Source organism: Ralstonia sp. 24A2 (assembly GCF_051783885.1).
Taxonomy (GTDB): Bacteria; Pseudomonadota; Gammaproteobacteria; order Burkholderiales; family Burkholderiaceae; genus Ralstonia.
Genome location: NZ_JBPVZD010000003.1, coordinates 702,260 through 722,489 on the forward strand (window position 1 = coordinate 702,260; position 20,230 = coordinate 722,489).

Annotated in this window: 19 protein-coding genes; 10 read left to right on the top strand and 9 right to left on the bottom strand. The window is 58.5% G+C overall.

The features are described from left to right. Nucleotides 1-23 precede the first annotated feature (23 nt). The 4 genes from ACS13N_RS20650 to ACS13N_RS20665 all read right to left on the bottom strand — a co-directional run bounded on the left by ACS13N_RS20650 (nucleotide 24) and on the right by ACS13N_RS20665 (nucleotide 3,699). Nucleotides 24-542: a hypothetical protein gene (locus tag ACS13N_RS20650; RefSeq protein ID WP_438933473.1), complete on the bottom strand. Its 519-nt coding sequence runs from the start codon at nucleotides 540-542 to the stop codon at nucleotides 24-26. A 72-nt stretch (nucleotides 543-614) separates the two neighbouring features. Then, on the bottom strand, nucleotides 615-2,165 hold the full coding sequence (locus ACS13N_RS20655; RefSeq protein ID WP_438933474.1) for a tetratricopeptide repeat protein: 1,551 nt from the start codon (nucleotides 2,163-2,165) through the stop codon (nucleotides 615-617). 55 nt (nucleotides 2,166-2,220) lie between these two features. Then, nucleotides 2,221-3,060 carry a hypothetical protein gene (locus ACS13N_RS20660; RefSeq protein ID WP_438933475.1) on the bottom strand — a complete coding sequence of 280 codons (840 nt, stop codon included), beginning with the start codon at nucleotides 3,058-3,060 and terminating at the stop codon, nucleotides 2,221-2,223. A 36-nt stretch (nucleotides 3,061-3,096) separates the two neighbouring features. Continuing rightward, nucleotides 3,097-3,699 (bottom strand): hypothetical protein, encoded by a 603-nt coding sequence (locus tag ACS13N_RS20665; protein WP_438933476.1) that lies wholly within the window; start codon nucleotides 3,697-3,699, stop codon nucleotides 3,097-3,099. A gap of 277 nt (nucleotides 3,700-3,976) precedes the next feature. On the opposite strand from ACS13N_RS20665, the gene ACS13N_RS20670 reads away from it, so the two are divergent. Next, the gene (locus tag ACS13N_RS20670; protein WP_438933477.1) at nucleotides 3,977-6,286 is read left to right on the top strand and encodes an ankyrin repeat domain-containing protein; all 2,310 of its coding nucleotides are present in this window, start codon (nucleotides 3,977-3,979) and stop codon (nucleotides 6,284-6,286) included. 34 nt (nucleotides 6,287-6,320) lie between these two features. Here ACS13N_RS20670 and ACS13N_RS20675 read toward each other — a convergent pair whose 3' ends face one another. Together ACS13N_RS20675 and ACS13N_RS20680 are read right to left on the bottom strand one after the other, a co-directional pair. Continuing rightward, a complete protein-coding gene (locus ACS13N_RS20675) occupies nucleotides 6,321-6,734 on the bottom strand; it encodes a lysozyme inhibitor LprI family protein (protein WP_438933478.1) in 414 nt (137 codons plus the stop codon). 78 nt (nucleotides 6,735-6,812) lie between these two features. Continuing rightward, on the bottom strand, nucleotides 6,813-7,280 hold the full coding sequence (locus ACS13N_RS20680; protein WP_438933479.1) for a GFA family protein: 468 nt from the start codon (nucleotides 7,278-7,280) through the stop codon (nucleotides 6,813-6,815). Between the two features lie 100 nt (nucleotides 7,281-7,380). Here ACS13N_RS20680 and ACS13N_RS20685 point away from each other — a divergent pair, with 100 nt between their 5' ends. From ACS13N_RS20685 to ACS13N_RS20700, 4 genes are all read left to right on the top strand, one after another. Then, nucleotides 7,381-8,175: an alpha/beta hydrolase family protein gene (locus tag ACS13N_RS20685; protein ID WP_438933480.1), complete on the top strand. Its 795-nt coding sequence runs from the start codon at nucleotides 7,381-7,383 to the stop codon at nucleotides 8,173-8,175. A 38-nt stretch (nucleotides 8,176-8,213) separates the two neighbouring features. Further along, nucleotides 8,214-9,221: a serine hydrolase domain-containing protein gene (locus ACS13N_RS20690; RefSeq protein ID WP_438933481.1), complete on the top strand. Its 1,008-nt coding sequence runs from the start codon at nucleotides 8,214-8,216 to the stop codon at nucleotides 9,219-9,221. Between the two features lie 121 nt (nucleotides 9,222-9,342). Beyond that, a complete protein-coding gene (locus ACS13N_RS20695) occupies nucleotides 9,343-9,852 on the top strand; it encodes a hypothetical protein (RefSeq protein WP_438933482.1) in 510 nt (169 codons plus the stop codon). A 34-nt stretch (nucleotides 9,853-9,886) separates the two neighbouring features. Beyond that, the gene (locus ACS13N_RS20700) at nucleotides 9,887-10,060 is read left to right on the top strand and encodes a hypothetical protein (protein WP_438933483.1); all 174 of its coding nucleotides are present in this window, start codon (nucleotides 9,887-9,889) and stop codon (nucleotides 10,058-10,060) included. A gap of 101 nt (nucleotides 10,061-10,161) precedes the next feature. Here ACS13N_RS20700 and ACS13N_RS20705 read toward each other — a convergent pair whose 3' ends face one another. Then, entirely contained in the window at nucleotides 10,162-10,908 is a 747-nt protein-coding gene (locus ACS13N_RS20705) for a hypothetical protein (RefSeq protein ID WP_438933484.1), read from the bottom strand. Between the two features lie 575 nt (nucleotides 10,909-11,483). Here ACS13N_RS20705 and ACS13N_RS20710 point away from each other — a divergent pair. After that, complete coding sequence (locus tag ACS13N_RS20710) at nucleotides 11,484-12,221, top strand: hypothetical protein (protein WP_438933485.1); 738 nt, start codon at nucleotides 11,484-11,486, stop codon at nucleotides 12,219-12,221. Between the two features lie 61 nt (nucleotides 12,222-12,282). Here ACS13N_RS20710 and ACS13N_RS20715 read toward each other — a convergent pair whose 3' ends face one another. After that, entirely contained in the window at nucleotides 12,283-12,561 is a 279-nt protein-coding gene (locus ACS13N_RS20715) for a hypothetical protein (protein WP_169341309.1), read from the bottom strand. A gap of 487 nt (nucleotides 12,562-13,048) precedes the next feature. Here ACS13N_RS20715 and ACS13N_RS20720 point away from each other — a divergent pair, with 487 nt between their 5' ends. Next, entirely contained in the window at nucleotides 13,049-15,916 is a 2,868-nt protein-coding gene (locus tag ACS13N_RS20720; protein WP_438933486.1) for an HD domain-containing protein, read from the top strand. A 330-nt stretch (nucleotides 15,917-16,246) separates the two neighbouring features. Here ACS13N_RS20720 and ACS13N_RS20725 read toward each other — a convergent pair whose 3' ends face one another. Then, the gene (locus ACS13N_RS20725) at nucleotides 16,247-17,170 is read right to left on the bottom strand and encodes a restriction endonuclease (protein WP_438933487.1); all 924 of its coding nucleotides are present in this window, start codon (nucleotides 17,168-17,170) and stop codon (nucleotides 16,247-16,249) included. Nucleotides 17,171-17,459: 289 nt separating this feature from the next. Between ACS13N_RS20725 and ACS13N_RS20730 the strand changes: the two genes are divergently transcribed. From ACS13N_RS20730 to ACS13N_RS20740, 3 genes are all read left to right on the top strand, one after another. Continuing rightward, entirely contained in the window at nucleotides 17,460-17,942 is a 483-nt protein-coding gene (locus ACS13N_RS20730) for a YcxB family protein (RefSeq protein ID WP_438933488.1), read from the top strand. 33 nt (nucleotides 17,943-17,975) lie between these two features. Then, nucleotides 17,976-18,716, top strand: a complete 741-nt coding sequence (locus ACS13N_RS20735; RefSeq protein ID WP_438933489.1) for a metallophosphoesterase family protein — start codon at nucleotides 17,976-17,978, stop codon at nucleotides 18,714-18,716. Nucleotides 18,717-18,839: 123 nt separating this feature from the next. Beyond that, entirely contained in the window at nucleotides 18,840-20,225 is a 1,386-nt protein-coding gene (locus ACS13N_RS20740) for a hypothetical protein (RefSeq protein ID WP_438933490.1), read from the top strand. Nucleotides 20,226-20,230: the final 5 nt, after the last annotated feature.

Genomic DNA, 20,230 nt, shown 5'->3' on the forward strand with positions numbered 1-20,230 from the left:
GGCGAGCGCGGCGCCAACCCGAATCAGGTGCCCTCCTGTTCCGTGGCAGATGGAGGAAACACCTTACTCGCCACCCACCACGGCTTCAGTAACAGAAGCAAGCCCAGGACACATTGGAAGCCGGATGCAGTGAACTGCGCCAGACGCCCTGGCTCTTGTGAGAAGTACGCAATCACAGCATGTGATCCGCCTCCCACAATTGAGATTCCGGAAATTCCCATCACCTGGGGCAACGCCCCGATCAACACCCATAGACCAAGGATGGCCGAGGCTGCGGCGGTTGCCTCACGTGCTGGCATACGCAACGTATTGGTGTGGTGCGTACGCGGAACGATTTTGTGGGCAACCAGCATTGGAAACAGCCACAACACAACCGCCAGAATCAGCGCCATGACAACCCCACCGTAAAGCATCGAAGCGCTTGTCTTGTCCGGCGCCATGTATACGGCGGCTCGCGCCAAACCGTAAAGTTGAAAAGCAATCACGACGAGCCAAATGGCGAACAATCGCACCGCCATCCCAACCACTTGCTGTGGAGTCATTTTTTTCCTTGTTCAGTCAGTTCTTCAAATCGATACCACCATTGGGTGGCAATGGATGCTGCGAAACCGGCTTTACTTGCCCGGCGTAAATGGGGCATTCAGATTGAAGACACCCAGCCCGACATAGCCCGTCGGTTCTGCCTCGACCGGCAGGTCCTGCCCCACCTGCCATGTCCGTGTGATGTGGCTGACGCGCATACGCTGGTCGTACGAGAGGCCGAGCTCACCATCCAGGTAATGCTGCTTGGCGAACTCGTACCCGCGTTCAGCCGAGATGGCCTGCCATAAGAAGCCACGGAACGGATCGCGCCTGACGCCTTTGCCGTCGTAGTACGCTGAACCAAGGCTGTACTGCGCCTTGGCGTGGCCGGCAATCGCCGCCAAACGCAGCCATTTGATAGCGGCCACATAATCGGCCGGTGCGTACTTGCCCCCGAGGTACACACCACCGGCCGCTGCCCGCGCATCAAGGTCACCCTGCTCCGCTGCGCTCAGCAGCCAGCGCATGCCGGTGGCACTGTCCTTCTCAACGCCACGCCCGGTCAGGTAGTACAGCCCCAGCTCCCGCTGCCCTTGTGCGTCGCCATGTTCGGCCGCCTTCTTGTGCCACGCGAAAGCCTTGGCGTCATCTTTCTCAACCCCTTTACCTTCTGCATACAGGAACCCGATACCGGCTTCACCGGCCGGTGCGCCGGCTTCCGCTGCCTTGGTGTACCACTGCATTGACGCCTGGAAATCCGGCTTGCCGTCAATGCCCTTGTAGGTCAGATAGCCGAGTTCAGCGTACGCAGCTGGGTCACCAAGATCGCCAGCCTTACGCAGCAGCTCGAACGCTTTCGCACCATCCACCTTGACGCCGCCGAGTCCTTCTCCGTAGATGGTGCCCAAGCGGGTCTGCGCGTACACAACACCCTGCTCGGCAGCCTTCTGATACAGCACAAATGCGCGCCGCAGGTCGACGGGCACGTGACGGCCGGTCTCGTAGAGTGCCCCCAAGTTGTATGTGGCGTAAGCCAGCCCGCCATCGGCAGCCTGCTGGTACAGGCGCAAGGCTCTGCCCCCATCGCGCGGCACCCCCAGGCCAATGTCATACAGGTAAGCGAGCGCGTTCAGTGCACAGAGGTTGTGTTGATCGGCAGACAACTGGTACCAATGCAAAGCCTGCACGTAATCCGCCGGCACGCCATAGCCGTACAAATACATGGTGCCGAGACCGTATTGCGCCTGTGCATCGCCTTCCTGCGCATGCTTACGGTACAACGCAAGCGCCTTGGCGTAACCCTCGGGGCCGGGTTGGCGCATGACGTAGAACCCGGCGAGCCCGTTGTCGCCCAGCACGGGGTTCGTTTTCGCCAGCCTGGTGAACGTCTCCAGCGCGGCCTTGTCGTCTCGCGGCATGCCAACGCCGTACATCATCAGCGTGCCCAGACTTGCCTGGGCGTACGCGTCGCCATGCTCGGCAAGCGGTTTGAGTTCCGCCACGGCTTCGCCATAGCGTTGTTGCCGCATCGCCTGCTCGGCGCTTTTCATATCGGCGTTGGCGGACAGGGCCAACCCGCACAGCACAGCTGCGGCAACCACGCCTGTGCCGGACGCAATGAAGGAAGAACGGGGCTTCAGCATAGATTCAGTTCGTGATCCGCAGATGGACGATGTCGCAAGCACACGCGTGCTGCGCTCAGCGGTAGTCAGGCCAGGAAAGCGGCTTCGGCGGCTTCGGTTGTTTCGGCTCGATGCCCCGATCCTTGTTCAGCATGCACACACCAAGCAGGCCGAACAGAACCTGCATCGTGTTGATCAACTTGAGGTCGATGACGTACTCGCGATAGCCCGGCCCGAGGAGGCGGGCCAACGGCGACGCATACGGCAGGTACCCCAGCACAGTGGCCGCCATGACCACCACCGACACCATCAACCCTATGCCGAAGGCCCAGGCCCGTTTGCCCTTTGGCATCAGGATCGCCCCCACCACTAGCCCGAGCAGCGCGCCAAGAAACGACACCCCCGGGCGGTGGAACACCGTAAGCATCCACCCGAGCCGCAGCGTGACGCCCTGATAGCTAATGGTGAACACGATGGCGGATACCGCCAGGATGGCGATGGCAAGGAGGGTCCGCTTGGGAGGCATCGCAAACCCATCCGGTGCGTCCATCAGATAGTGGGTACCAAGGCGACTCAGCAAGATTGCACTTGTCAACGCGAGCACGGGCACAGCGCTCAGTGCCAGCACCCAGGGCTGGAGCACGAAGTACGCGATCAGGGCAACAACGGCTGCCGATACATAGAGCGTGCGCCCCCACGCAAGCCTGCGCAGCAACGCAGCGCCGGCAACCAACGTGGCAAGCGACCATAGCAATGCCACCGCCCACAACCAACGCTGCTTGGCCGGATAGGCGGCAAACACCTGCTCCCATTCGCCCCAGTACCCGATGAGGTAGGTCGCAATCGAAACCAGGGAAAGCGCCGCCGACAGGGTCAGCGCGTAGATGGCAATCCGGACTGTGGTGTGACGCTGCATGGGTGTTTCTCTTGTTGCATGGCTTCAATCATCGGCTTACGCCGGTGTGCAGAACTTGCCGTACGGCGTGCGATCTGTAATGGATCGCTTGCTCTGTTTCTCTACCCGGAGCATTGCTGCGCGATTCACCTGAATCTTCGATTCGACGGCGTTTCCTGCACCCTCCAGGGCTTTGGCGTATTCATCCAGAACATCGGCGTAGCCAGCTGGGGCTCTGGAGGCAGCCCCGAACTTGTCGAGTTCAGGCAACGCGCGCTCAAAGTACTCAACAGACTGCGCAAACTTCTTCTGATCAAGGTTCAACCTGGCCAGCTCGACCAAGGACAGATGCAGCGGTTGACCTGCCTGTTTGTCGAGTTCATAGGCGGCATTGAGTTCGTGCTCAGACTGATCGAAGAAGCACGTCACACCCAGTGAGCGTCCGTACTCGTAGTGCAGGATCGCTCTGCGGCCGGTAGGCAACCTAGCCAGATCGGCATTGACGGTTGCACGTGCATAGGCCCGGCGTGCGGTATCCCAGTCACCACGCGCTTGAGCTGCTGCCCCTTGCACCATGTAGTTGTTCGATACGCGCTCCTCGACAGCGGAGGCGCATCCGGCCAGCAATACGACCACGAGTAATGCGCTGACTGACTTCATCCTGTTTGTTGATCCTGTGCGGAACACGGTGTGAGAAATGGCAACGCTTTTAGCACGGGCGCGCGCCCAGCGTCATCCCCCGGTGCGTTGGATTCACAACGCATCGGCACGGATCAAAGCAGTCGTGCCTAGTCCCGCCCCCTGGCCTCCCGCCACAGCTTGCTGCGCGTGTACGCGTGGGCGACCCACGACGGCCTTACCCCCCTTCAAGCGAGTCGGCAAAGCTGCCGCCCGGTGCTAAGGTTCCGCCATCTCTCCGACTCCCCCAGGTACGCGAATGAAGCGGGTTCTCGCCGTTGCATTGATGACCCTGTCCGGCCTGGTCTGGGCAAAGGACGGCCAGCTCACCTGCCAAGACATGCGAACACACCCGGCACGCGTGTTTACGGGTGACGTTGACCTGGGCTCGGGGTCCGGCTCCCCCATCGATGTTGACTACGGGTGCCCAGAGAGCCTCGCCGGGCAGAAGTTCATGCAGAAGTTGCTGGCCCTGGCCGAGCAGATTCGCGCAGAGGACGGCCCTCAGGTTTGCACCGGGACGATCATCAAGGCGCATTGGCGCTACTACAACTTCTCCCTGGCCGAAGCCGGCTTCTCTCCGCAGACGCTTGCACGGCATGGCCTGGCCTCACCTCCCGTCGCGAACTGGGCGTCGTTTGCCCGGGCGAAACGAGATGAACGGAATGCCGACGTCATCCCTTACTTCAAGCAATGGGCAGAACAGAGCCCGAGCAATCTTGCCCTCTACAACGCGTTCACCGCCGAGTTTGACCGGACACTGCCGATACTGATCGCGCACTACGAACGAAAGCTCGGCCTGCCGCGGAAGGCGGCGCAGGCTGCCGCCAGCAGCGCGATGTGGCTGGTTCTGCTGCGTGCCACCGGCAGCTTCATGAAAAGCGATCTGCAACCGCAGTCCACGCTGCTGGACCTTGTACGCAACAGCCGCACATCGCCCGCGGAGATTGCGCAGGCATTGTCGAGTGGGAAAGACGATCCCGATGCTCAACCGGATACCGAGGTCTATCGAGCGCTTGCGACCGCTCTGCTGAACAACCGGTCGGTGCAGATCGTTGCACCGCTGGTCGACAGGCTGCCACCGGAAGCACTGCAACGTCTGGGGAAAGGCAACGAACCCCTGCTCTCATTTGCCGTCAAGGACACGCAGAACCTCGCATACCTGCTCGGCAAGGGCGCCCCGGTGAATGCGGCCAATGATTTTGGCAAAACAGCGCTCTTCTACGCGATTGACGCGAACAACCACGACACCGCCGGGATGCTGTTGCAGGCAGGTGCCGACGTCAATCAGGCCTACAAGTCAGCCAAAGAACTTCGCCCGGGCGATGACGAGTGCGTGTATCCCAATTTGCGGCATACACGGCGTACCCCGTTGATGCACGCAGCCCAGCACGGCGACGTCGAGATGATCAAGCTGCTGCTCCAGGCCGGGGCACGCCTGGATGCGGCGGACGACCTCGGTTACAACGCGCTGGACTATGCCGCGCTGGGAAGCAACAAAGACAACGCGCGCTACCTGAAGTCGTTGGGGTTGGAACTCGGGGCGCCCAAATACACGTCCGACAAGGACCCTGCCGTGCGTGAGCACGGGCTTCTGGGCAGTCTTGCCATCAACGGCTACGTTTCCAAACTGGTGACTGCACCTGGGCGCCCAGACTTGCTCGTGGCGGCGGTGCTTCCCTGGGATACGAATACCCTGGGCGAAAGCCATGGCCTCTATCTCATCTCGCTCACCCAACCTGATCGCCCAGAGGTGATCGCGAAGTTCGTGGGAACACGTGTAGATGACTTCGCCCTGAGTCCAGATGGCAAACGCGCATACATCATGGAGACGGGCAATCAGCAATCCCCTCTCGACAAACGCTTTGGCATCGCCGTCCTCGACATCACAAACCCCGAAAAACCAAGCGTCAAAGAACGCATTGCGGGGGACTTCATGACGATGCACCTGTCACCGGACGCGCGCCGGCTTTACCTGCAGGAGCGATCCTTGAATCCCGATTTCTCCCGAGGATTGCTCGTGTACAACGTGGGGAACGGTCCGGCAACCATGCAATGTCGCAACCCATTTGGCGAGATCAAGTACCGCGGCCCGGTTTTCGCGTACGCATTCGCGTCATTTTCTGACGAGCCCGTGCTCGTGATCCATGACAGCAGCAGAGCGCTGCTCATGTTCGATGTCACCGCCCCCTGCGCACCTAGGAAATTGACAGAGGCTCGGGCAGCGGATTTTGGTGGCCCAATGACCGGGACAGTCAGCAGGACGATTTTCGTCCGCTCCGATGGCATCACGAAATTGCGCGTGGCCGATGGCCTGGAGCGGAAAACCTCCTATGAAGGCGTCGCAATGGCATTTCACGTGAACGCAAATACCGGCATCACGACCGCGGTGTTTGGGACGGATGTCGCGGTACTGCGTTCCAGGCCGGCCGGCCAGTTCGTACTGACTGACCGGTTTCGACCGCCATCCAGCAATGTCGGGAGCGTGCTGCTGACGGATTCCGGATACGTGTACATGGGCTGGAACGGTGGCCTGGGGGTAGGCCTTGTCCCAATGGACGCTCACTGATGATCGCCAGGACTCGCGTGTTGATGGCCCCGCGCTAGAACCCAGAGGCCTCCAAATCAGAGATCCGTCTTTTGACGAGTGTGATCTTACAAATGGAATACGCTCGAGGCCTTCCCGTACCAAGTGTGGAATCCGCCTGGAACCGGCAGGCTGCCTGCTCGTAGGCCATCCAGTGTGTCTGGGCCTCCGTAAAATTCCGACGAGCCTCAGCCCGCAGTTCTTTTGAGACTTCCAGCGCCTGCGGCAACCCTTCGAGCTGACGAAGCTTCTCGGAGAACAAAGACTCCAATTCCTTCTCCAATCGATCTGACTCTTGCGCGTAGCAATACGCATCACCGTGAACAGACCCGTCCTTGAGCGAGCGGTCAACACAATCGCTCAACGCATCTGAGAAGGACGGCACGGGAAACACCAGCAACAGCAGAGCGAGCACTCGAATCGCGTTCATTTCAGGGTGTTCAGTTAGATAGGAATAGCGCTGTGCTTGTGGGCACTTCTCGCCAACCCAAACACTTATAGCAGCGCATCAGTCCGGAGCCCCGCCCCTAGCCACCCGCCACAACCGCACCAACTCCCCCTGCTCTGCCGGATACGTCTCAAACTGCGCCACACCGGGCGGGATGAGAAACCACGGCTGCTTGCTGCGCGTGTACACATGCGCGATGGGCTCGAAGGCCTGCTGATGCTCCAGCGTGCCGGGCCTGAGCAGCGCGATATCCGGTTTATCCAGCGGCTCAGCCCACAGACGCGTGTCGCAACGCGGGCAGATGCGGGCGCGCCGGGTGTGGCCGTTACCGAGGTCGAACTCAGCAAGCGGTGCGTGGCCTTCCAGAATCTCCAGATCCGTGCGCCGAACCCACATCACGGGGAGCGCCGCGCCGCCGGTACGGCGCTGGCACAGCGTGCAATGGCAGACGTAGAACGTGAGCGGATCGGCGGTGAGCTGGAATTTGACGCTGCCGCACAGGCAGGTGCCGGGATAGGGTGGGTGCATGGTTGGGCTCAAGCAAGACGTGACATCGGCATGGGCTGGCAGCACAATCGCGCGCACGTATCGGTCGCGATTTTCTGAATCGGATAGATGGGAGGCCTACTTGCAATCGCCCAACAGCACCAGCAATCCCGCAGCGACGGCGCCGTTCATGATAGTGGACGTGCCAGGCCTTGGCCGCCTCTATGAACCCACTGGAGGTGAGCCGGTTCCCCACGTGCTGGTGCTGCACGGGTCGGAAGGTGCGTGGTCCGGCTTCGCCCACCTGCAGGCAGCCAGCTTTGCAGCAAGGGGAATCGCTGCGCTGCCGTTCGGGTACAGCACGGGCGGCAACCTCTGGAACGCGGGCCAGATCGAGAACGTGCCCATCGATCGAACTGCCGTGGCGCTCGACACGCTGAGACACCGCCCAAGGTCGACCGGCAGGGCCGGGGTCTACGGCGTTTCGCGTGGTGCGGAACACGCGCTGCTGCTGGCTGTGCTCATGACGGCAGACGACACCATGCACGCACCTGATGCCGTTGCAGTACATGCCCCGCCCGACGTCATTTGCGGGGCGTTCGATGCCAGGGAATGGCGTGACCCCGGCGACCCCGGCTGGCAGGCGTGGGACCCGGCCCGACGGGCCTGGACATGGAACGGCACATCGGAAACGCTGCTGCCCACGCAGCCCATTGCGATTCACCAGTACGCAGGCCCGTTGTTGATCAGCGCTGGCGACAATGACGCGACATGGTCTTCCGCCATGGCCCAGCGCCTTGCAGACCGATATGCCACGGGTGGCCGCGTTGCCGAACACCTGATCTTTCCCGGCGAAGGCCACATGTTGTCCGCCGAAGCGACGATGGTGCGGGATGCCCGCTTGTCGATGTTCTTTGCCCGGCATTTGATGTCGTAGCGGATGCCTCGCCCAACCTCCACGCACTCAGCGCAACGATGACGACACTGGACCCATGGCTCACCGGCATGACGGCCGCGGGTGTGATCCCCGGCGTGTCGCTGGCCGCGCTGCAATCGGGCAGCGTGATCACCGAGCGCTACGTTGGGATTCGGGGCGCGCACGACCCGAGCCCGGTCGACGCGCAGACGGTGTTTGAGGCCGCCTCACTCACCAAGCCGCTGGTGTCCTTCATCGCCTTGCAGCTTGTCGACGAAGGCCTGCTGGACCTGGACGTACCGCTGCTTGACCTCTGCGGTGAGTACGTGCCCAACGACACCCGGGCCCGCCACATCACGAGCCGGCACGTGCTGACGCACACCAGCGGACTGCCCAACATCGTGCGGGAAGCCGCGCCCTTGCAAACCTATTTCGCGCCGGGTGAACGTTTCAGCTATGGCAGCAGCGCATTCGCCTGGCTGCAGCGCGCCATGCAGACCGTCGCAAATCGCCCGCTGGAAGCACTGGCCCGGAACCGGGTTTTCGCGCCGCTTAGCATGGCGCACTCAAGCCTGGAGTGGCAGGACCGCTTTGCCGCCAATCACGCGCAAGGGCACGAGTGGGAGGGCGAACCCGTGCCCAAGCGCCGCGTGGAAGCGGCGCAGGCATCGTGGTCGCTTCTGACCACCGCATCGGACTACCTGCGCTTTGTTCGCGCCGTGCTGGATGCGGAGGGACTCTCCAGCCGTTCTCACGCGCAGTGGTTTGCGCCCGCGGTGCAGGTGCGCCAGGGCGACAACGCCGAGGACTTGCTTGGCACCAATCCGCCCGACCCCCATGTTGCCTGGGGCCTCGGCTGGGGGTTGGAGCCCGCGCAGCAGTGCTTCTTCCATTGGGGGCACAGCCCCGGGTTTCGCGCTTACGTGGTCGGCAACCGTGCGACTCGGGATGCGGTGGTGTGGCTTGCCAATTCCGCACGCGGTTTGAGACTGGCGCACACCGTGCTCCCAGAGACGGTGCCCGGAGAACACCCATCCGTGCAGTGGTTGCAGATTGGGAAATTGTGAGTTCGTAACCCAATCCATCACGCCGCCGGTCTAACATTCACCGCACTACAACATTGCACGTTTCGGGGGGCGAAACCTGATGCAAAAGATCATCTCTCTGGTCTTGGCCTGCGCTTGCGCCATGAGCCAAACCGCATTCGGGCAGGCCACCACCGAGTTGGCCAGCACGGAGCCTGCCGTCAAGGCCAACCACGACTACTGGGCACTCGACGGCCTGAGCGCGCGGATGCACAAAGCGACCGCCGCCACGCTGTACCTGACCGACCCCGCCCTGTTGCCGCTCAGGACCATGGACGAAGAACGCCTGAAGCAAACCGGCTGTGAATACACCACCGAAGACGCGGCGCTCATTGCCAAGCTCGCGCAGGCCGTTGACGGCGCCAGCTTGCGCAACGCCACGTTCTCGCCGCAGTTCGAACCTCGGGAAGCGATCTACCTGACGTTGAGTGGTGGCGGCGAAATTCGGCTCCTGCTTGAGAAGCCCTACCCGGATCAAGCTGCACTGCTTGGCCGCGTGGATGATCAGCCGGTGACGGTGAACAAGAGCCTTGTTGAAGCGCTGTATCAATGGGCAGCCAACTTGAGGCGGGTTGGCAAGTGCGAGCACTTTGTGGGCAAGTACCGGGGCTAACCGCGCGTCGTGTTGGACGCGCGAGAGATCGACCGTGCGCGTTCAGCTGTTTGGCTACGCATACCATGCCAACCCGGACCCGGTGAATTCCGGCACCGCGCCGCCTTCGTTCGCGACGATGGTGGTTCCGGAGGGAGGCTATCTCTTCGATATTGCCGACCGCAGTGGGCGGCATCACTACTACGCGCTGACGAAGATGGCGCGCTAGGAAGTGGGAGAAGGCGTTGAGAAACGGCGCCCCCTCCACTTCCGTCACATCATTGGCCGGTCATTCAGAACGCGGGGGCTGGGCCCCCGGTCATCTACCCGTTACGGCAAGACTCGGACCGACACATCAGCGGATCGCTGGATGAACTGGCTGGAGTCTTGCGTGACGGCGCTCAGGCCAATGAAGTCGGTCGACGCGTTGGCCGGCCGCACCAGCGTGGCTTTCCAATCCGTGCTCGTTGAAGACTGGTTGACCGTTACGCCGATAAAGCCCGGGCCAGACGAGTACCGCCACTGCACCGGAATATTGCTGCGGAACTCCACGTTGCTGTTGTTCGGCACCGCCGCCGGCACCGTCAGGCCCGGGCCAGACGTCGTTGTACCGAAGAACATGCCATTGACGTAGACATCCACCGACAGCCGGGGCGTGATCGTGACGGTATAGGGCAGCGCCGCACCCGCGGTGGTGTATTGGCTTGAGCAGCCGGCATCCTTGCAAAGCTGCAGTGTCAGGGTACCCGTGTAGGTGCCGGGAACCAGGGCCGCATTGGCCTTGAGGTTGGCGCTGTAGCGGCCGGAGCCCTGCGCGGACACGCTCAGCGGGCTGCCACCAAAGCCTTGGCCGGAGTCGAGCACCCGCGCGTAGACCGTGCCACTGGCCGAGCCGAACACCGTGGCCTGCACGGTGACCATCGGATCCTGAAATGCATTCACGCCCAACTGCTGGCCCTGAAACGCCTTTGCCGTCAGGGAGGACGTACCGTAGCTGACCGTCATGTCAGGATTACCGCCGTCGCCACCGCCGCCACACGCGGTCAGCATCACGGCTGCCGAAACCACTGCCGTCATTGAAAACGCTTGGTGAATACGATTTAGCACCACATGCTCCTAGGCTCAGTTGTTGATAACGTTTTTTCTGATGTTTATGGATCAATCTGCCGGGCCACAGGCACCCGGTAGCCATCGGATCCCCCCTGATGGTTTTGATCGGGCCAAATTAAAATCCAGCGCCGGGATATGGAGAACCCCACCCTCGGGGCAATAACGTTGTCGCCTCCATTACCGTTTGATAACCGAATGGACCTGACGCGATGGATGCATTGGCGGCGCAAGGTTACGCGCCTCTGCCTGTATAGCGGGCGGCATCCTTGCTGTGTGCTGAGGAAAGCTGCGTGGTAGGGCGCTGGGGCGCCGGAAACCCATGCCCCAAGGCAGTTCGGCCACATCACAAGGCCACCCAATTTGGCGTTATCTGAACGCCGTTGACACAAAACGAGACCGATCTATATCATTTTCCGCAGCCCAATCGGGCTTGCGCTTCACGATCTTCCCGAGCCCTGATGTGAACCCTCCGGGTGTGGCTCGGACAGACAAAAATCACTCGCGTTGATTCGGTTTTATCTTGCGTTCAGCTAGGGGCTGCAATGTCGCGTCAAATTCGGATGGCATTTCAAACAGTGGCGGTGCTCGTGTCCGTCGTCAGTGCACTTTCTGGGTGCGCTCCGGTGCGACCTGCGCCAGTCCGCGCTCAACCGGAAGTTGTGCAAGCGCAGAAAGACGCCAACGCCCGCTACGCCAAAACGCTGACCTCGTTCATCCTCTTTGTCTCGAACGCCAAGGCCGATAGCCGCGCCCAGATCCTGCAGGCGTATCAGGGTGTGCTGTATGAATACTCCCTGGCGACCCTCAGTTACGTGCGCGTTGTCTATCCGACGCTGCAAACGCTGCCGCCATCTCTGCAGCCGCTTCCCGCGCCATCGGGCACGCCCACGGTGGCCGACGTCAATCGCGACTATGAACACACGCTCGACATGCGGGTGGCGACGTGGGATATCGGTGAGGCGGCAACCTGGGGGAAGAAAACGAAGATGTCGATTCCGGCATACGTTGGGGAGCCACTGCTTCTGCCCGTTGCGCCGCCGCTGCCGCCCTTCCAGGATGCGCGCGATCCGAAATATGCGCGGCTGGTTGCCATGACCCAGCAAATCGAAGACGCGCAGAAAGCCGCGCTTGAACAAGAGCGGAGGAAGCAGTCTGAGTTCGTAGGCAAGACGCTTCACCCGGTGGGTGGGGCAACGCCTCCGCCGCAACCACAGTCGCAACCGGTGCAACGTTGGTGCACGGTGTCGGGTCAGGGTGTGACTGGCCGGGTGCCGTGTTGAGAAAGCGTTTCTGACATCAAGCGCCCCCGCCCGTCTCGGGGTCGCGTTCACTGCTGTTGTTTTATTTCTGCTGATTTGCGCGTTCCAGCACGCGCAGGATTTCCCACCGGTATAGGTCGACCAGCACGCCCTCCAGCGTGGTCAGCATGTACGCGCCAATCGCATCCAGAAACCCGGCCTGATATTCGGCGGGCTTGTCTTGGATGTGGAGCTGGTATTCCCAGCGCAGCGTCTTGGGCTCGAACTGGCGATGCAGCTTCAGGCCCGCCTGCGTGCGGCGCAGAAAATCTCGGCCACTCAGGGCGCCTTGCAAATAGTCGCGCTTGGTTTCAAGGCTCATCGGGCGCCTCCGGAGGGAGGGTGTTGCGCAATGCGAGTGAGAAGAGAACGTGCGGGGCGATGCCCGCGTGGGATGGGTACGGCTTGGGTCGGTTGATCCATTGTCTTGCCCTCTGCTGATTGAGTGGGGAGCCACCCACCGGGGAGGGTGGGCGGGCACACGACAAGGTCTGCAATACCGACGTACTACCAAGACGGCAGGGCCGAAGCCCTCCCTGTCGGGCCCGCCCGTAGGGGCGAACGACGACAGCGGAAGAAACTTGAGTTTCTTCCGGGTAGTGACGTGCGAGATTGCAGTCTCGGCTGCGGTTGTTTGCGCAGCGAGGGGAGTTTAGCTGGTCAACAAGGGGCGAACAAGTTGACCGGCTCTTCGCTAGGTCAAAGATAATTGCGCCCCTCGGAAGGGGGAACTCCCATTTTTTTGAAAAAATGGTAATAATACCCACAATCGATTCCCAATCAACCAATAGCAGACAAAATAATAAATCATGGATATCCCATCACGCCTAAATGATCTCATCAAACGAGATCACTCAATAAACTCTACAGTACTAAAATCACTATCCATCATAGAGCCATGGACACTGGACAACAAAACTGTATTCTTCCATGAATACACTGATCATAGCCTCAAACATCTTTCTGAGGTACTACTTACCGCAGAAAGCATTATGTCCGATGAGTCCTGGCCTCAACTTACCGCTGAGGATGGCGCACTAATTGTGCTGTCCGTTCTAATGCATGATTGCGCACTTCACATCTCTGAAGACGGATTCTATTCTCTTATTAACGGGACCTACAAGGCTCGCCCGTCTCGCTATGTAACGAACGAAACTGATTGGCCCACGCTGTGGGATCAATTTTTCGCTGAAGCTCGCCGTTTTGATCAAAGAAAGCTATTTTCTCTTTTTGGAAACACAGAACCTGTTCACAGCTTACCCAAGAATAAGTTAGACCTTACATTTCGACATCGCCTATTAATAGGTGAATTTCTACGCAGACATCACGCCCGACTCGCGCACGAGATAGCATTGTCCGGAATCCCTGGCCCAGATAATCCTCTTATACTGGACGAATTTAACTTACCTGCCTTAATGGACTTGAGTGGATACGTAGCAAGAAGTCATAATCTTTCACTACGATCGGCAGTGGATGCATTGGAATTAACGCAGAGGCGCATTCATCACAATGCAAGAGTTCCATTTGTTATGGCTGTACTGCGCATAGCGGACTACCTACAAATTCATTCATCGAGAGCACCCGGACAGTTACTACGCTTAAAATCACTAGCAAGCCCGATATCTAGAAATGAGTGGCGGAAACACCTTTCAGTTCGAGAAATAAATCAGGCGCACGACGATCCTGAAGCAATTTTTGTTGACTGCGAGCCAGAAAGCGCGGGAACTTTTCTCGCCATGCAGCGACTTCTTCGTGATATTCAGCAAGAGTTAGATAATAGCTGGGCGGTACTGGGAGAGATCTATGGCCGATTTCATCCATTAGATAAACTCGGCATAACAATAAGAAGAATAAAATCTAACATAGATAACCCGAAGCTTTTTTCAGAAACACGTCGCCCACCGTATCTCCCAAGAGAGTTCAAATTTAGAACAGCAAGCGCGGAACTTATGGATCTCCTAGTTTCCCCTCTTTACGGCGATAAGCCGGAGATAGGTATTCGCGAATTAGTTCAAAACTCTGTCGATGCTTGTCTAGAGCGAGAAGACCTTATTTCCAAAGGCTTGATTACAAGAGACAGCGAAACCGAAGACGTTATTGTTACTCTCATCGACACATCTGACGGCTGTTCAAAATTCGTTATCGAAGACTTTGGCGTCGGAATGACACCGGACGTCGTTAACCAGTATTTCTTGAACATTGGCGCTTCCTTCAGAAATAGTGATGCTTGGAGAAAAAATCATGAATCAAAAGGGCACTCTACTGTTCATAGAACCGGACGCTTCGGAATTGGTCTACTAGCGGCCTTCCTTCTTGGACCTGAAATAAAGGTAACCACAAGATCAATTTTTGATGACCAAAGTAACGGCATCCAGTTCTCCTGCCAACAAGGCGAAGAAGCAATTGAGGTTGTTCCGTGTGATTTTCACCATGGCACGAAGATAGAAATTGAGCTGTCCGAATCAACGCTGAGACCTCTTATCCATCGCCCTCATGACTGGGATTGGTTCTGTCTGTCCTCCCCTAGTGTAAAGAGAACCGTGATCTCAAACAGGGAAGTTACACTCAAGCAGGAATACACAGTTCCGGAATGCGATGCACCCCTCGACTCGACAAAGTGGAGGCGAATTTCTTGCGATCAGTATGATGACATTATCTGGAGTTATGAAGCCCTTGAACGGGGAGGCATTCCAACACCTATCGTAATATGTAATGGCATTTACATCACAACATACAGCTTCAAATTGCAGCCACATATCTCCAACGAACTCGGAATAATTTCTGCCTCAACACCGAGCATTTTGATCTTTGATTCCGACGGTCGATTTCCAATTAACTTGCAACGCGACGAAATAGTCACTGGAATTACTGGATTTGAGACAGAATTAGCATCCGACGTCTCTGAGTATATTGTTGACAAACTCCTTAATCGATTTGAGCATATTGAACCCGGAATTACCCCTGACAACATTCAAGCTACGATAGACCCTAACATAACTGGATTGAGCAGCTCGTACAGGTCAACGAACCCAGCTTATCTTGTAATTTCGAAGGAAGGTGTTATTCCAAGTGATGCTGACATTCTTAGAGAGGCGAAAATTGACTGCCTCCTAGTTGATGCCGTCAGCTTTTCTGCCGGACGTGGATCCTTCAATTCTCGGCATATCTGCGATTGGGCAAATTTTTATGTCGCCGTAGATGAAGTCACTCAAACAAAAGTAAGCAGAACGAGTTTTTTGCGCGGCTCGTTAGGTGATGGCGGCTATCTGAGCAGTGCAAGAGGTTTTTTTGGCGCCCTAAATGTTGTTGGGCGACGTATTCTGGTTAAAAAATCGGATATTGCGGAGTTGGTTAAACCTGGGAATGTTCCACGTAGCTTGTGGAACAGAATGGATCTTGAAGAGGATTTAGGCGAATGGGGACTTTGGTCAATCGGCGAGCTACCGAAGTTGGATATGGATTTGCACGCTGTCTGTGCTGATCTCGATAAATTTAAGAGCTTTGGCTTCACGCTACTGTACTTTGGGGAGCTAGAAGAAGAAGAAGAAGAAGAAGAAGAAGAAGAAGAAGAAGAAACAGAAGAAGAGGAAATGACATCGGATCCAAAGCCATCGCCTTTCGCGAAAGCATGGCGTCAGATTGTTCGTACCCCAATCTTGAAACAACGAGTTCGGTAGAGGGAACCACTGCAGCCCTCCGCTGCATTGTTTTGTCGCGGCGGCAGTGGACTGTCGCCACGACTACAAGTTCGAGGGGGCTTCGTCCGCACGAGAACCACGCCCACCATCCCAGCAACTGCCGGTCACCCGACAAACTTACAATGACGCCCGGCCATGCAAACCCACATGGCCGCCAGCCAGCGTCGCGCACAAAACTTGCGCCGCACCTGCGGATAGCAAGGCACCGCACATCGCCCGGCCAAGCTCTTTTGACCAACGCCATGCCCTACCGCTTCCGCCTGTTATCCGTCTCGTGTGCAGTTGCCGCTCGATTGATGGCAACAACGACTAAGCCGCGCGCGCCATCCGCAACGTATACCGACACCCCGCCGAAGAGTTAGTACACCTCCAAACCGGTGTCCCCTTTCCCTGCCGTACCACCAGCTTCACCCCACAAGCCGGACACGACGGCGTCCGGTAATCCCCCTCAAACACCTTCGCCAGCAACGCAGCCTGCTTAGCCGGATCGAGCGCACGAATGCGCTCAAGAATCGCCGGCCCATCCAATAGCTGGATACCGGCGCTCTCTGAAAACTCCTGCACCGGGTTCCCGACATAGCCGGACAAAGACCAGAACACGCCTCGCTTGACCTTGTGTGCCAGCATTGAGCCGCCCAACGCCCGCACCTGTTCCACCTTGACGGGCTTGGCCCACGCCTTGCACTGGACCACCGCCACGGGCGCGTCTAGGCCGGCCTTGTACAGCGTGGCGTCGATGCCGCCGTCGGGGCCGTGCGGCACCGTCTTGACCGTGAACCCCATCTGTTCGTAGTACTGCACGCACAGCAGCTCGAACCGCTTCCACTCAAGCGACTTGATGGCCTCCAAGGTCCAGCTTTGGGGTGCGGTGGCTTGTGCCTGCGTGGGTGCTTGTTGGGGAGTGGTGGCGTCCCGCGTTGCGTTGGGTGCATCGCCGCCCATCGCTTTGCGTGCGGGCTGAGACGGCGCTTTCGCCGGTCGAAGCCGCATGGCCGGTTCGTTGCGTACGGGGTCGAGCCGGGCATCGGCCTGCTGGCGGCGCTCTCGCAGGTACGACAGCACCGCAAAGAAGGCGAGCAGCAACGCGGGCACCCACGCCAGCCCGCGAATCATCATCACGACGATGCCCAGAAACGGGTTGGCCGCAAACGTCGCCGGGAGGATGTTGTGGAAGATCAGATAACTGGCCGCAGAGCCAATCGCCAGCATCCACCACGGCAGTGCCAGCAGCACGTCGCTCGTGGAGGGTTGTTTCTTTCTCCTACGCCCCATTGACTGACCCTTGAAGATTTTCTCTTTCGGGAATCGCCTTTTAGATATTTTGGATTAGGCGATTTTTTATAATCCGAATAAGGTAATCGCACTCGGATTTTGTTGGGGAACAGAATAACCCGAGATTTGGAGTTAGGAAGCCCTCTGCAGTAGGGGTTTATGACGATACGTTAATAAAACCGCGATCGCGCAGGCGCTTACTTGTGCAAAAACTCTCGGGTACGATGCGTCACCTAATCCGCACATCGCCATGGCGCGTACATTTCTCACAACAGAGCAGGACATGGTTGCCGCGTTCCAGCTTCATTACACGATGAGCCGGGCGAAGGCGGTATGGACCATCGGCGCGTTTGCGCTAGGTGTCGTGGCCTATATCGCAGCGAAGAACGCCTACGCGGCCACCTTGGCAGGCGGCGCGGCAGGTCTTGCCATTGCACAAGCTGCAATTCGCTATCTGGTTGTTCCGAATCGCGCCAAGCGGCTGTACCAGCAGCAGAAGAACCTGCGCTCTGAATTTGAGCTTTCGTGGGATGACCAAGTCCTCCACATCCGCTCACAGGACTACAACGAGAATCTGCGCTGGGCCGACCTCGCGAAAGCAAAAGAGAACGAGGCGATGGTCCTGCTGTATCGATCCGACTACAACCTCAGCATCATTCCAAAGCGCTGCTTTTCCAGCGCGGAGGACTATGCGCAATTCCGCTCGCATCTCGTGCCTCGGCTTCTCGGATAAGGCCGAAGCAAACCCCACTCCCCAAGCATCCCCATGAGAATCGCCGCCCTCTCCGATATTCACGGCAATCTGGCCGCGCTGGACGCAGTGCTAGAAGACATTCAAGGCCAGGGGGTCGATCTGATCGTGAACCTTGGCGATATTGCGTCCGGCCCGCTGCAGCCGAGCGAGACGGTCGACCGGTTGATGGCACTGAACCTGCCGACCATTCGCGGCAATCATGAAAGGCAGTTGCTTGCGGGCGATCCATCCCGCATGGGCGCGTCAGATCAGTACGCGTTTGCGGAGTTGCGGCCAGACCAGCTCGCGTGGTTTGCCAGCCTGCCGGAGCTGCAGTACATCGAAGACGATGTGCTGCTCGTTCACGGCTCTGCTGAGAGCGACGTGACCTACTTTCTGGAAACGCTTTGGGAAAAGGGCTGCCGCGCGGCCACGCACGATGAGGTGCTCTCCCGCGCTGTTGATGCCGACGCCAAGCTCGTGCTGTGCGGCCATACCCATGTGCCACGTGCAATGAAGCTGACGGACGGCCGCTTTATCGTCAACCCTGGCAGCGTTGGGCTGCAGGCGTACAGCGACACGCATCCTTTCGCGCACTCCATTGAGGTTGGCAGCCCGCATGCGCGTTACGCCATCGTGACCGGGCACGGCGATGAGTGGGCTGCCGAGTTTCGCGCGATTGAATATGCGTGGGATGACGCGGCGGTGCTTGCAGAGCAGCGTGGGCGGCCAGACTGGGCTGTGGCGTTACGCACAGGCTGGATGAAAACTTAGGGAGACCTGCACTCGCCTGCAATCCTCACACTGCTGGTGCAGCCCTACCGTACTGCGTGTGTCGGAAAGAAAGACCTCCGCGCACCGCGCATTGCATAACATACAAAAGCGTTTAGAACCCGCATGCGGATCTACAGAAAATCTATCCTCGCGTTGCTTTGCTTCTTCTCGGCAGCGGCCTATGCCGTCGACACCGTCCCGTCGACCATGAACCCTGCACCTGCCAACTCGGCGACGAAGAAAGGGGATTTCCCGTGCCAACCCCCAAGCGATGCAGCACTCCGCGAAACATTGCTGGCAGCAGGTTTCGTTCCTGACTCACCGCAAGGAGAAGAGGCGCTGCGGCTTTCCAAGAAGGTATTTAACGACCCGACGTTACGCAAACGGCTATGTGGTTCGGAGAAAAGCGAGTTGCCACTATGGAGCGCGAAGCTGTCGCCCACGGAGCGGCTGCGTTCACTGCAGTTGATGAAGACGATGGTGACTGCGACACCTCGAGACTGCAAAGTGTTCCTACGCGCGCGGGAAGGAAATGTCTTTCAGTATCTGCCGCTGATGTCGCCTGTGGCGATGCAAAGCTTGTTGGAAGCCTCGAGAATCGCAGCCCTGCACAAACCATCTGATGACGAGACAGGGGAACGCAGCACGATTGCTGAAATGCTTGAGGCCGACAAGCTCCTAAGCGCGGCAGCAAAGTCTAGTGAAGTCGACTCATTCGACTCACCACTCGAACTCTGTGAACAAATTCGCCTACTTGTTGATCAAGTGGTCTCTGCGCCGGAGCCCCTGCGGAGTCAAGCCTCGCTTGCCCTGCTTCGCCGGACGGAGCGCCAACCGTCTGCAGTGGCTTCGGTCTTGAGCAACCCCGAAACGTACTTGAACGAAGCATTCGACGAGCGTCAGTTGCCTCAATTTATTCGCAACAGCCTGCCGGCAGATGGCAGTCGGCCGCTTCCATTCAAGCGTGCAGTATTCGATCTGGAATGGACTAGCAAGGGTGCGCGGGCAAATCCGCAGCGGATGATCACCACGTTCATCAATCGACGTAACAACGGTGTCATTGCCGAAATCACGAGGCCCGCAGATCCGTCAAGGGATGGCACCTGGACCAGCTTCGCTCTGCTCTATGGCATCGCAACGCTACGCCTGCACTTCGTACAGCCTGCCCTCCGTGAGACACAGGCCAACCTGCAGGATGCAGCGGCCTTGATCGCCGCCAATCAGTCGTTCAAAGAAGGCACAACGCTGCGCATCCCGCTGCCGCAGCCTGATTACAAGGGGGCTAAGGAGCGTATCTGTATCGTAGGGCGTGAGCGGCCCGCATCAACAGTTTTCGAGAAGCTGACAGGTTCCGCTATCGACCTGCATTGCAAGCAAACATCATCCAAAGGTGTAGTCACGGAGCTTCATAACGTGTGGCTAGCGGACTATCAAACGGAAATGCAGCTCTCTGAGCAGAATCCGTATAGCCAGATCGAGCTTGTGATTCATGGTGTGACGTTTGAGTAACCATC

Coding starts and splice junctions, on each gene's coding strand:
- ACS13N_RS20715 (WP_169341309.1), bottom strand. CDS start 12,561: ATGAGCCTTGAAACCAAGCGCGACTATTTGCAAGGCGCCCTGAGTGGC.
- ACS13N_RS20720 (WP_438933486.1), top strand. CDS start 13,049: ATGGATATCCCATCACGCCTAAATGATCTCATCAAACGAGATCACTCA.
- ACS13N_RS20650 (WP_438933473.1), bottom strand. CDS start 542: ATGACTCCACAGCAAGTGGTTGGGATGGCGGTGCGATTGTTCGCCATT.
- ACS13N_RS20705 (WP_438933484.1), bottom strand. CDS start 10,908: ATGACGGCAGTGGTTTCGGCAGCCGTGATGCTGACCGCGTGTGGCGGC.
- ACS13N_RS20690 (WP_438933481.1), top strand. CDS start 8,214: ATGACGACACTGGACCCATGGCTCACCGGCATGACGGCCGCGGGTGTG.
- ACS13N_RS20665 (WP_438933476.1), bottom strand. CDS start 3,699: ATGAAGTCAGTCAGCGCATTACTCGTGGTCGTATTGCTGGCCGGATGC.
- ACS13N_RS20670 (WP_438933477.1), top strand. CDS start 3,977: ATGAAGCGGGTTCTCGCCGTTGCATTGATGACCCTGTCCGGCCTGGTC.
- ACS13N_RS20710 (WP_438933485.1), top strand. CDS start 11,484: ATGTCGCGTCAAATTCGGATGGCATTTCAAACAGTGGCGGTGCTCGTG.
- ACS13N_RS20735 (WP_438933489.1), top strand. CDS start 17,976: ATGAGAATCGCCGCCCTCTCCGATATTCACGGCAATCTGGCCGCGCTG.
- ACS13N_RS20730 (WP_438933488.1), top strand. CDS start 17,460: ATGGCGCGTACATTTCTCACAACAGAGCAGGACATGGTTGCCGCGTTC.
- ACS13N_RS20740 (WP_438933490.1), top strand. CDS start 18,840: ATGCGGATCTACAGAAAATCTATCCTCGCGTTGCTTTGCTTCTTCTCG.
- ACS13N_RS20675 (WP_438933478.1), bottom strand. CDS start 6,734: ATGAACGCGATTCGAGTGCTCGCTCTGCTGTTGCTGGTGTTTCCCGTG.
- ACS13N_RS20660 (WP_438933475.1), bottom strand. CDS start 3,060: ATGCAGCGTCACACCACAGTCCGGATTGCCATCTACGCGCTGACCCTG.
- ACS13N_RS20695 (WP_438933482.1), top strand. CDS start 9,343: ATGAGCCAAACCGCATTCGGGCAGGCCACCACCGAGTTGGCCAGCACG.
- ACS13N_RS20655 (WP_438933474.1), bottom strand. CDS start 2,165: ATGCTGAAGCCCCGTTCTTCCTTCATTGCGTCCGGCACAGGCGTGGTT.
- ACS13N_RS20680 (WP_438933479.1), bottom strand. CDS start 7,280: ATGCACCCACCCTATCCCGGCACCTGCCTGTGCGGCAGCGTCAAATTC.